This is a genomic window from Neochlamydia sp. AcF65, assembly GCF_018342435.1.
Classification (GTDB): domain Bacteria; phylum Chlamydiota; class Chlamydiia; order Chlamydiales; family Parachlamydiaceae; genus Neochlamydia.
On record NZ_JAEMUE010000063.1, the window covers coordinates 110,568 to 122,560 of the forward strand.

Annotated in this window: 5 protein-coding genes and 1 pseudogene; 4 read left to right on the forward strand and 2 right to left on the reverse strand. The window is 37.1% G+C overall.

What is annotated here, in order from left to right:
* Positions 1 to 275: 275 nt before the first annotated feature.
* Entirely contained in the window at positions 276 to 5,702 is a 5,427-nt protein-coding gene (locus NEOC65_RS07915) for a hypothetical protein (protein ID WP_213156197.1), read from the reverse strand.
* 1,605 nt (positions 5,703 to 7,307) lie between these two features.
* On the opposite strand from NEOC65_RS07915, the gene NEOC65_RS07920 reads away from it, so the two are divergent.
* Together NEOC65_RS07920 and NEOC65_RS07925 are read left to right on the forward strand one after the other, a co-directional pair.
* Positions 7,308 to 7,484, forward strand: coding sequence for a DUF1328 domain-containing protein (locus NEOC65_RS07920; protein WP_079979973.1), 177 nt, complete (start codon positions 7,308 to 7,310; stop codon positions 7,482 to 7,484).
* A 668-nt stretch (positions 7,485 to 8,152) separates the two neighbouring features.
* Positions 8,153 to 8,854 carry an MgtC/SapB family protein gene (locus NEOC65_RS07925; protein ID WP_166154485.1) on the forward strand — a complete coding sequence of 234 codons (702 nt, stop codon included), beginning with the start codon at positions 8,153 to 8,155 and terminating at the stop codon, positions 8,852 to 8,854.
* A 215-nt stretch (positions 8,855 to 9,069) separates the two neighbouring features.
* Here NEOC65_RS07925 and NEOC65_RS10055 read toward each other — a convergent pair.
* Positions 9,070 to 9,219 (reverse strand): annotated as a pseudogene (locus NEOC65_RS10055) (transposase); the annotation flags it as partial.
* 218 nt (positions 9,220 to 9,437) lie between these two features.
* Between NEOC65_RS10055 and NEOC65_RS07935 the strand changes: the two are divergent.
* Together NEOC65_RS07935 and NEOC65_RS07940 are read left to right on the forward strand one after the other, a co-directional pair.
* A complete protein-coding gene (locus NEOC65_RS07935) occupies positions 9,438 to 10,121 on the forward strand; it encodes an F-box/LRR-repeat protein (protein ID WP_213156198.1) in 684 nt (227 codons plus the stop codon).
* A 688-nt stretch (positions 10,122 to 10,809) separates the two neighbouring features.
* The gene (locus NEOC65_RS07940; protein ID WP_213152062.1) at positions 10,810 to 11,589 is read left to right on the forward strand and encodes a hypothetical protein; all 780 of its coding nucleotides are present in this window, start codon (positions 10,810 to 10,812) and stop codon (positions 11,587 to 11,589) included.
* The last annotated feature ends 404 nt before the right edge of the window (positions 11,590 to 11,993 follow it).

Genomic DNA, 11,993 nt, shown 5'->3' on the forward strand with positions numbered 1-11,993 from the left:
GCCAATTAGATAGTAAGAGTTCTGAAGCTAAAGGATAAGCATCTTATCAACAATAACCTTCTGCAACGAAAAGGATGTACGATTAAAATAGTAAACGAGCCAGGGAAAAAATATATTTCTAAGGAAAGTCCTTTCTAGAAAGTTGGGGGCTAGCCAATAGCTTATAGCCATCTGCCAAAGAAGACTTTTCTCTAAGCTTTCGGGCAAAGAAATTAGCCTTTTGGCTACTAGCTAAAAATCTCAAACATTTTATAACTAATGAAACAATGGTTTACTTAAATTCGATTTTCTTTATTCCTTAGTAATAAGGAGGTGAGAGATTTTATGATCTCCGCATCCTCCACTAAATTATGCGAAATATCGAGCTGAGTGAGCGACCTATTGCTCTCCACAAGGTTAATTAAAGCAGTAGCACCTTTGTTGCCTATCAAATTAACCTTAAGAATAAGTTCGACGAGGGAAGAATTGTATTTTAAGGCTTTAGATAAAGCAAGCGCACCTTCATCCTTTATGCGATTATTTTCAAGAACAAGCTTAGTAATTGAGGCTTTGCTTTTTAGGGATTTAGCTATAGCAATAGCACCTCTATCTGCCAGTTGATTATTAGAAAAGTTTAGCTCTGTGAGCGAAAAATTTCTTTCTAAGCTTTTAGCAAAAACGCTAGCTCCTTCTTCATTTATTTGATTATCACTAAGTTCAATAATGGCAAGGGAGGAATTGTTTCTTATCCCCTCAGCAAAAGCCATGATACTCTGAGAGTCTAACGGTATATCATAGAGTCTTAGATGGGTAATTGAAGATGTATCCTTTAGAGCTTTTGCTAAAGGGGTCGCTGCAGAATAATTTATCTCATTACCCCAGAAGCTCAGCCGATTGAGCCTCTGGTTATTTTCTATGACCTGTGCTAAAGCCATAGCAAATGGATAAGCTATTGGAAAGCCGGAAAGGTCTACCTCTTGAAGCGAAGAATTTAGCCTAAGGCCCTCTTTTAAAGCTTTACATTCCTCTTCTGAGAGAAGGTCTTGGGTAATCTGAAGAGTGCGAAGAGTATTCTCAAACAAGGCTCTAACTTGCAAGGTAATCGCTAAAGAAGATGGAGGGAGATTGTATCGCATTAGCAAGGAAGGATCGCGGTGAGGTAACGCTAAACTTTTAAGACCTGGATAGGTCTCGAGGAGCGATGCAACCTGATGGGTAGGAAGATTTACGCATCCTTCTAAATCAAGCTCTTCTAAAGAAGGGGCTTCTAACTGTAGAGAGGTTAAGGCCGCATTATTTTTTAAAGCAAGAAAACGCAGGTTGGGAGCTTTCAAAGCCAGCTTAGAAAGACGCTTACAATTAGAAAGATCAAGAGAAGTTAAGCAAGGCAATTCTACAAAAGAAAAAGATTTTAAGGTATCACAATGGCTAGCATCTAACTTGGTAAGAACTTTAGAAGCTTCTAATAAACGCTTCAAAAGAGATCCATCTAAAGATTTACAATTTTTTAACGACAAACTGCTGAAAGAAGAAGCAGCCATAGCTTTAAGCAAAGCTAGCTCTTGCTTTTGTTTAGAAATTTTTAAGAAAGCTAGGGCAGCTTCACGTAAGCTATCCGTTAAAAGATCTTGAAAAGGTTCAATATTTCCTTTCTTTATAGCAGCAGCAACCGCTTGAAGATGGCGAGAATTGCTTTGGCTGATCAGCATCTGTAGTTCTTTTAAAGCCTCTTGGGGTAGATAGCGCTTTTCATGCCTAGCTAGATCTTTAGCGGGTATATTGCTTGATTTTAAAAGTGAGCTGGTAGTACTACTAGTTACTAAACATTGCTGAGCTTTATCATAGAAATGCCCTGGCCCCTTCAAGAAGCGCTCATAGGGAGAAGCGGCTATATCCTGCAGAAGATGGGCATAATATTTTCCCAGCGAAGGATCTAAGCGGAAGAGAAGCTCTAGAGGAGTCAACACGGCGTTGCTTTCTATCGCACGCTGCATACATGTAAGCTTTTGGTAAATTCTAACAATAGTTTTTGGAGGCAAAAGAATAGAAATTACAGGTTTTTGCTTGTTATAAGCATAGACATAATCACGCTCTTTTTCGTTAAAGAGCCTCTCATAGCGCTGCTGCTGCTCATCTAGGTTTTTTAGCCAAGTTTGCAAGATCTCTAGGGGCTTAATTTTTAGAAAAAGCTTTCTCGTTTCAGGATGAAGAGCGGTATACATTTGATTTAAGCAAAATAGGATGCATTTAACTTTCAGTTTTCCATCTTTGGAAAAAGAGGGAAGAAAAGCATGGTCGTTATCAATACTTACGAGTTGGTCTTTTTTTTCCCCTTGATGATTAGTAAAGGATTGCAAGATGTAGTTATCCGGTTTACCATCCTCCGGATTAACTAACATAGCTAAGAGCATCATATTGTGCACGCGATGCAAATCTAAATGGGTTAAAGTGCTGCCTGCTTTTAAGACATCCTCTAAATTCTTGCCTTCACTTGTTTCTGAAACCAACAGAGGATAAGGATTACGACGCATATTGTAGCATTTGAACAATTCAGCCTCCGGAACACCATGTCCTATAATCAAGCGATGAAGCCTTCCTACGGCATACTCCATTCCTGCCATCTCAGGATAAGGCTTAAAATGAAGCTTACGATGCAGATAGCTAACGGCTACAACGGCACTGCGTCCATATGTACGAGGAAGTTTGTAAAACTCTAAGCCTGCATCCAGAGGGAGTTGTTGCACGACTTGAGGATGTAACTGTGCTTTGCCGGAATCGACTCCTTCCCATTCAAATCCTTGGCCGGTAGCTTTTGTAGTAAAGACAGCAAGAGAACGTAGGTAAGCAAAGGCTGGCAATTGAGCTTCAAGACAGGAAAGAGCTTGCACAAGATGAGGGTAATGGGCATGTTTATTAACAAATTTTAAAATCTTAGAGGGATGAGCTTTAGCACCAGCCCCATTTTTAGCTAGCTCAATGAATAGAGAGAGGTTGTCTTCAGCCATAGCTTTTTCTAACGGCGTCTCCCCCTGCCGAAGAAGATCTGGGTAGTCCAAATCCGCCCCCCTCTTAACTAACTTGGCTAATAAAACACTAAAGCGGCTAGATGCATAAGAGGCACGATTGATCAAAGGAAAAATAGGTGGAGAGCTCTGTTCATCTAAAGCATTAGGATCAAGCTTTTCGTGTGCCAGCAAAAGTTCTGCGATTAAGAAAATCTGCTCTTCTTCCAAGTTAGGTAAGTGATAGATGCGCATAAGCTTATGTAAAGCTGTTTGTCCTGCTTCATCGGCTTGATTGATTTCAGCTCCTAGCTGAAGAGCTAGTTTAACCAAAGAAGCCCTACCCAGATCGATAGCTATAAACAACAAATTTTGCTTTTGTGCTAAGGAAAGAGACAAAGGTGGGCAAAACGAAAGATTAGCAATCGCTTTTAATGGAGTAAGCTGGGTAGGAATACCGGCGAACCAATCTAATGAGGATAAAAAAGCACTTACTTCTTCTTCAAAGGATATCAGGCACGGTAAAGCATTGGAGGAAGATAAAGGAGAAGTGCCGACCAGAGCTTCAACAGTTGTGCTTTGATGGTGCAGAGATAGCAATGCGTCGAGTGGATTGGCATGTTTATGCATAAGAGCTTGATAGCAGGCAAAAGCGGTCGGTTCCAAAACTTTAAAAAGATCGTGGTGAGTGACTAAATCTTGCTTAAGTTTATCCTGCACGAGCTGCAGTTTTTTAAAAAATATAGTCAACAGTCCCTTCGGCAATAAAAGGGGAATATCCAACTTTTTTTCAGCTGTTTCATCTAAAAAATCTTCGTTAGTTAGCTGTTTTTGGAAAATAAGCTTTTTATATTGTTGATTTCTTTGGTCGAGTAGCTTAATCCAGCCCAGCAAGAAATCGAGCGGGTTTAAATTTTTTAGAAATTCCTTGAGTGAGGGGGCAACAGATTGGTCCATGCATCCTTTCAGCAATAAAGGCAGGCATTTCAAATGGATTCCATGCCCTTTTTCTGCTGGAATAATCGCAGGCTCAAAAGCTTGATCATTATCAATGCAGACAAGCTTTAAGCTCTCTAGTTCTTGATCTTTCCAAAAAAGTTCTACAATATAGTTATCTGCTTTGCCATCATTGGGCAGAATAAGGAGGCTGGCCAGGATTAAGCTGCTAAAAGCCTCTTTGTCAATTTTTTGTAATAAGAGGGGAATATGACGAAAAAGCTCTTCTATAGATTTTTCAGGAAAAAGCTTAACAATCCAACGCAAAGCTAAAGGTAGCTCAATTAAAGAAGCTAAAGAAGCATTTGCAGCTAGTCTAGGATGTAACTTGAGGATGGCTAAAAGCTGCCAAAAATTATCTTCTTCTTTATTTTCTAAAAAATCTTTACGAAAAAGATCTAAGCCTTGCTCATCAGATTTTAAGCTAAAATCTCCTATGCAAGAAAATTCTTTTAAGCGCAGTTCCTCAGGTAGCTGTTCCATCCACATTTTATAGGCATGGAAAAGCTTTTCAGGAGCAGATGAATAAGGCTTATGCACTTCCTCTAAGAGATAAGGCCAGCTTTCAATCAGCTCTCCAACAGTTAGTAAACGTTCATCGCATAACAAATCAAATATTTCTAAAATGCTGATGAGATCCACCAACAAAATAGCTGGAGGACGTTCGTTTTCAACAGAATGACCTATTGTATAGCCCACCTGCATTGTATAAGACTCAAAGCCAGTAGCTTTACATAATCTCTTTTTAAGCTGAGGGTATTCTTTAAAGATCTGAAAAGAAGTTTTACCGCGCCATAGCTGCTCATTAAAAATCTGTTTGGCCTCCTCATCTGGTGAAGCGTGCCAATTGAAAATCCTTATACTTGAAATTTTAAGGAAAGAGGTAGGAGCGGCAATTAAAGATTTTAGCGAAAAAGCTTGGGTTAAAGAAGTAGCAGCATACTCCCAAGCAGGTTTCAAATAATCAGAAACAATTGCAGCTTTAGGATTACCTTTACAATGCAGACCTCCTAAAGAAGCCACTGCATGCCTACCATGCGTATTAGTACGGCAAGGCAGTCCTAGATCATCCATAGAAAGCATAGCAAGAGCTTTATTTATGTCAAGGAGGAGAAAGCCCACAGAATCTCCACAGACTTGGACTTTCAAGGCTAGCAAAGCCTCTCGCTCCCTTAAGCTAGAGGCCTCAAGGAGCTGAGCAATAAAGTTAGTATAATAGGTCTCTAAAATTTTTAGCTTATCTTTAAAAGAGGAAGTTATGATTGAAGCTATAGTATCTGCAATAGTAGCCAAGAGGCTATGAAAAGGTTGTAAACGCGGGTAGGAAGCCACATTTATCCCCTGTTCAATTATCTCCTTCCTCTGCTCTTCCGTAACTATAAACCAAGGTAACTTAAGAGAAGGCACAAGCTTAGCCAGCTTATTTCTTTCTTTGGCAGTATAAAGAGAAGACTCGGCATGAAGGTGAGCGATGGTTTCCCCTAGCAAATCTTTTTCTTGGCCCAAATAATTTATTAAACGCTTCTTTAAAAGCTTTTCTTCCTGTGTACTTCTTATAGGCTTTTGAGGCCATATTTGCGGGCCACGAGGAGATAAAGAAGGGGCAGTGCAGCTTGGCTCTATAAAAGGTGAAAAAGAGACATCGCTACTAGGACCTCCTGATTCTAGGGCGGGTTCTTGATAAAAAACAGGTTGCAAAGGGCCTAATGAGGAAGTGATTTGCATATAAATTCTTTAACTTCATTGGTTGTTTATTACTATTTTTAATTATTACAAGTGAAAAATTAAAAAAACGATCTCTATTTTTCTTAGCAAAGCATTTAGTTATTTTTCTTAAGCAAGTTTTCTACACGCTAAGCTATAGATAAAGGCTAGCGTTTTTTTAGCTTGTATAGCTTGGATAAGCAGCGCTTAAATATTATCAACCTCCCTTCAAAGACATCATCTAAAAGGAGGCATTTTAGGTTTATCTTGCACAATAATGTCGTCCTTTAAAGATAAAGGGTTGTTAAGGTCATATGCATATTTTCTTGTAAAAGGCAGAAAAGAAAAAGGTTTAGCAATTATTTTTCTTTACCTCTCCTCGATAATTGTCTAGATAGATTCCTCAATCGATTCCTTTTCTTTCCTTCATTTGCTGAAATGCTTTTTTTATAGAAAAGACATTTTAAGTACCTCTTACCTTCCAATAAGAAAAACAATTTAAATTCCTAAAATATTACCAAAAAAATTAAAATTGGATTTTTAAAGATTTTTTCTTATTTCGTCAAGAAGAGGTTATCTTCATAAACTTACTTTAAATATAAGGCAGCTAAAAAAATTTGCTGGGCAAGAGATAGTGGGTAATGAAACAAGAAAAAAATTGATTTAAGATCCTATGGATATGGAGGCTCACCCATTAGAGGTCCGGATTATTCATAGCAAAATCAGTAGCTATTTTAGTATCTAGCAATGTAAAGAACCTCACAACTATGGCAATATGCTAAAAGTCAAGCTTGCCAAATGCATCCAGATACAGGTGGAATTATTGATTATTGAGGACGAGACAAAAAAACTCTCTATAGATCAAAACCTCATTAGAGATTAACAATTTTCCTTATCTTTAAAGAAACATTAAGCTAAGAGCAATGCTTTTCTTTCAAACACCGTTTGCTATAAAATTAGGATTATTCTGTCATTTTTTCCTAGGCTGTAGAAAGATACTGTCTGAGTGGACAATCTAAAAAATCGTTTTCGAAATTTAATGATAGTTGATTCCCGATAGGAAAACAAATAGATAGTTTTCCTCTTAAGACTTAAGCCTCCCTGGTAACTTTATCTCCTCTGCTCTTTAAGAGACGAGACGGCTCTATAACCATTCTTTGCTTTATTATTAAAGCATTAAATTCTAATGCAGGAGGCTGCTTCAATCTCCATCAAGCTTAACCTGGAAAAAGTTTTAAAATAGTCCGAAGGAGGATAGCATTTATTGCTTGCACCATTCATAGCCCCCTTCCAAGGTTTCTTAAATCTAGAGTTTTGTCTTCAATGACTCACATGATATGAAAGTTTCTCTCCTGTAGAGAAGGCTCTTCAATCAGAATTTGAGCCCCAAGTTTTTTAAGGGGGTTTATTTGATATTAAATTATTTCTAAGCCTTTGCAAGATAGCCATCAAGCAAAGAAGTTCTCGATAACGTGTAAAAAGCTTTAATTTTTTAGTCTTTAAAAAAATTAAAGCCTAGAAATATATTAAATAAGGCCTACGCATTTGAAAATGCTTAAAACAAACACTGAAAAAATTTTTATATACCATCTTAGGATGATAAAAACTAACAGCGAGGATATACATATGTTATATTGGTCATTAACATTTTTGATTATTGCTATCGTGGCAGGCTTAATGGGTTTCAGAGGTATTGAAGGCATAGCCGCTACTATCGCCAAAGTTTTATTCATCGTTTTTCTTATTCTTTTTATTATTACTATGGTATCCGGATATGGGATGATGGGTACTCCTCAGCCTTAAATTAAGCGCTAAGCAACAATTTTTTCTAAGGAGATACTAAGCTACAGACCTTTCTAGAGTTTTGTAGCTTGGTATCTACTTTGGAAAGCTAATCGTTTAAGATTTGCTAAACATGAATGCTTTAAGCTTTCAATTAGAAAAAGCTTATATAAGAAAAATTTACTGAGAAGACAAAGCTTGCTAGAAGATTAGGCGTTTTTTTCACAAGTTTCTAAGCGGTATAATTCATAAGATTAATTTTACCTGGCATGTAGATAAGCCTTGCATGATTGCATGTTCATAAAACAAATTCGCTTCGTAAAGCCTACCTTCTAGACTAATGGGATTTAGCCTAGATTAAAATTATTAGCAACTCTTGAAGATAAATTCTTCAAAGAACAAGCTGGAGTACGGCAGCCAGGCAACTAACTATAGAAACTTCGCCTGCAAGCAATTTTTTCTTTTTTATTCTATTTCTTAATTTTAGCTGCTAAGGCTCTACCCAAGTAAAATTGTATAGACAAGAGCTATCTTATTCCTTTTTTACCTTTTTTCGATAGTCTATATAGTTTTCCACCTAGGACTATGCAAAAAAACAAGCTTAAATCAAAATATACTTGAAAGTATTGATAAAATATTATCCAATCAGCCTTAATCCAAGAATGTAAACATACTAGAGGTAGATATTTATGCTTCCAGCCTTACCTGCAGAAGAAATGATTTTGAGACTTTTGCTATCAGGCTTGCTGGGTGGCTTAATCGGATTTGAAAGAGAACGATTAAGCTGGGTCGCTGGCCTACGCACACATATGCTTGTATGCTTAGGATCTACTCTTATCATGCTTGTCTCGCAGTACGCTTTTCATGAAGTCGTGCATGAAGGATTAATTAATTTAGATCCTTCACGTGTAGCTGCCCAGGTGGTTAGCGGAATTGGTTTTCTAGGAGCTGGCACCATCCTTTTTTTAAAAAATGTGATCCGCGGTCTGACAACAGCAGCAAGCTTATGGGCGGTGGCGGCAGTCGGTCTAGCTATTGGAGGAGGGCTTTACTTGGCAGCAGTTAGTACAACCCTGCTCATTCTAATCATCCTTGCTGGAATAAAACCGCTTGAAAAAAGATTTATCAAAAAAAATCGAGCTGTAGGTCTACGGTTTGGTGCCAAAAATGGTGCTATTCACTTAGCTTCCCTGCAAGAGATTTTAATCACTTTAAATAAACGTTATGATTCTAGCCGCCTACAAATAGAAAAAGTAGGAGATAAAGAAATTTTTCATTTATTGTTCAAGGCTGCTTCTCAAGCTCATTTTATAGAAATAATTGATGAACTACGTAAGCTAGAAGGCATTGAAAATATCGAACTTATTGATGATGCAGGAGCCTTCCCTTAGCTGTTATAGAGCTTTAACCTCTCCATAAGCTTAAGGCCTGGCTTTTTTATTTCTGGTTATCCCGCCTTTTTGGTCCACATCTAATTCCTAGGGTGTTAATAAAAAATAAAGCATGCTATTTCATTTGTTTAACAGGAAGGTAAGTTATGGAGTTGAAAGCAATAAACCAAACTATAAAACAAAAAAAGAAGCGTTAGCACTATTTTTAAGGCCTTTTAATGAGGATAATCATGGGGAAGATGTCTCCATTGGTATCCTGTATGGTTTACATAAAGGATAGCCTCTAATATGTCTCGTTTGAAACGTTTATAGAACCTGCCTCCTTTTTCATAGAAGACAGAGAAAATATGCTTGATTTCTTTCCACTCCCTATCACTTTAAATCACAGGATAGCTTCCCTACATTATACTCCTTCTTTGTTTGATTTTATTTTCGCCTTATTAAAAAGCGAGAGTTCCAAAACACCTTCTTATCATAATTTAAAAATTATAAAGCTATTTGTATTATTCTCTTACCTGTTTTTTATTTTTTTATATCTTTTCATCATAAAGAAATTAAGTTAAATCTTAATAAAGGCTATAAAATGCATGCTACTACTGATATTGCCCTTGAGCACTTGCCTAATGAAGTGCTAACTTCCATTTTAAAATATTGTGCCACACCTTCCTTATCTAACGTGTGCAGAAAATGGCGCCATCTTCTGGCTAGTGAAGTCATGCCTTCTCTCTATAGGCAAATAGCTAAAATTCATTTTCCTCAAGGAAATGTTAATAAGCCTGCTTTTATCTTAGATAGAATTTATGAGCTAGATCATGAGCTTCTTACGCTGCAAAAGGTAAAGGCAATCTTTAAGCAAGCCTTTATTTTAACCAAATCGCTTTCCTCTTTAGAATTTAAAGATACCTCTAAGGAAAATATATATCTCACGTCAGCTAATTACACCTCTTATCTGTTAAATATTAATCGCCTCTTAATGTGGGAAAAATTACCTGGTGGGGAGGAATACTTAGAGCAAGAAGAGATCAAGCATTTATCTTTAGCAGAAAAAGGAGAGCTTTTTAAGGATTGGATTGAACGGTATGGCAGAGCTATCAAAAGCTTGCAATTAGAAGGAGGAGGTTTAACCTTTTTACCTCCAGAGATAGGGCAATTAGCACAGCTGGAGGAGCTTTTCTTAAACGATAATAAGCTTGCCGCTCTTCCTAACGAATTAGGGCAGCTCCGTAGGCTAAGGATACTTAGAAGATCATGGGATCTGGCCCTTTAAGTAGTGAGAGATGAGGTGTATACAGAGCTTATCCTTTAAGAGCTTATCTAGAGCATGATTGCTGTCCTTATATATTAGCTACGCTATCTAAATTCCTAATTATTTTTTTTGCTAAGGACTATAGGAAAAATGAGGCTTTAAAATTTATTAAAGGCTAGGGGGAAAATGATGAAGGTAGACAGCTAGCCTATCAGTGACCAGGGTTATACGCTAATCATCTAGCAATGAATAAAAAATGTAAATTTTGAGCCTCTCAAGAGCAATGCTAATAGCTTAGAGGATAAGAACTAGCATGCTCCCTGCTGTAGTAAAGAAGCAATTAGATCATTTACGTCTCAAGATTTCTAACAGCTACGGATATATATAAACAGGCAGCAATCATCGTGAGAGAATGTACTTAAGCTCTTGATAGTAAGAAGATAATGCATATTAGAAAGCATGCAAGAAATAGAAAAAAGCTATTTGCAAATATTTTGACCTTGCAGATGCCCACAGAATCCTCTCTAAAGCTGGGGGTATCCTGTGATCGCTTGCATAAACAGGAAAAAGTTTATTCGTTTCTCTTATTTAGAAAGAAATAATTCCATATTATATATTTAAAAGACTATTCATAATAAAGTTATATCCTTAATTTCTATAAACAAGTATAATAGTGGTTGGATGCTTATTTCTAACTCGTGGAGATTCTATGGTTAATCCTATTCATCAAGCTAGCCCAAAACTTATGATTCAGCCACCCACAGAAGCTCAACAAAAGATTTTTCAAGGCTTTAACTTATCTTCCGACGGAAAAAGTGCGATAAAAATCCTCCAGGTAGGGGGTAAAGAATTAAAGTTTACAGTCTTCTTTCCTAGTAATATGCAGACTGACGAGCGCCGTCATAAATATCTGCAGCATTTTAATGATGATCAATTGAATCACTTGGGCCAGTATGCGCTTGACTTAGGCCTAGGACAAGCAAAAAAAGAGACGCGAGGAAAATTAGAAGCTATTGTTCTAAACACCACCTCTTCTGGTAGCCTTAACGAAATATTAAAAAAATATAGCAAGCTAGGAGCACCTAAGCCGATCTCTTTAGATTATTATAAAGAACGCCTTTATCAGCTGCAACACCATGGCTCTTTGGCTCAAGATAAAGAATTACAGGCTAAACTCAAAAAATATGAGGGAAAGGCTGCTGCTCTTCAACAAATTCAGGAGATGTGGAAGAAAAACTTCTCTTCTTCTCCAGAACAGCCAGAAGCTGTCCCTCCTGACCAAACAGCAGAAGAAGCCCTTCAACAAGCAAAAACTAGTCCTATAGATGATCAACACGACGAAGAAAAACTGTTAAGCCAAAGAGAAAGAAGAAAGAAAGAAGCTTTGCTGAAAAAAGATAAAAGCCCTCCTCCTTCAAGACCGCCCCATAAAGATAATGTTGAAGAAGAGAAAAAAACTATTGCCCAAGAAGAAGTCGCCGCAAGCTAAAAGTCTCCTTAGTGATTGGTCCTTCTTTTTAAAAGGTCAACTTAAAAGTAAAGCAGCTTGCCCTTTTCCTATCGATTAACATACATATCTACTCTTTTATGCTTAATCTTTTTCTTCTTCAAGAGAAGGCTTGAAATGAAGATTTAAAATCCCTCTTTAATTAATTAGTCCAACCTGATTTACCCTAAAAAACTTCATCATTGCATCAATTTTAAAAAGAAAAAATGTAAATTTCCTTTTAATGGTAAGCTAAAAAAGTAGAAATCCAAAAATTTTTGTTAGTGAGAATGCAAATAGGCTAAAAAGTAAGAGTTTTAGAGCAGGAGGTAGCCTTCAGGATAGGATTATAAAGCAATCTAAAGAAGAAATTAAGCTTTTTTAGCCTGAATAAAGATGTTTGGGAG

Coding starts and splice junctions, on each gene's coding strand:
- NEOC65_RS07915 (WP_213156197.1), bottom strand. CDS start 5,702: ATGCAAATCACTTCCTCATTAGGCCCTTTGCAACCTGTTTTTTATCAA.
- NEOC65_RS07920 (WP_079979973.1), top strand. CDS start 7,308: ATGTTATATTGGTCATTAACATTTTTGATTATTGCTATCGTGGCAGGC.
- NEOC65_RS07925 (WP_166154485.1), top strand. CDS start 8,153: ATGCTTCCAGCCTTACCTGCAGAAGAAATGATTTTGAGACTTTTGCTA.
- NEOC65_RS07935 (WP_213156198.1), top strand. CDS start 9,438: ATGCATGCTACTACTGATATTGCCCTTGAGCACTTGCCTAATGAAGTG.
- NEOC65_RS07940 (WP_213152062.1), top strand. CDS start 10,810: ATGGTTAATCCTATTCATCAAGCTAGCCCAAAACTTATGATTCAGCCA.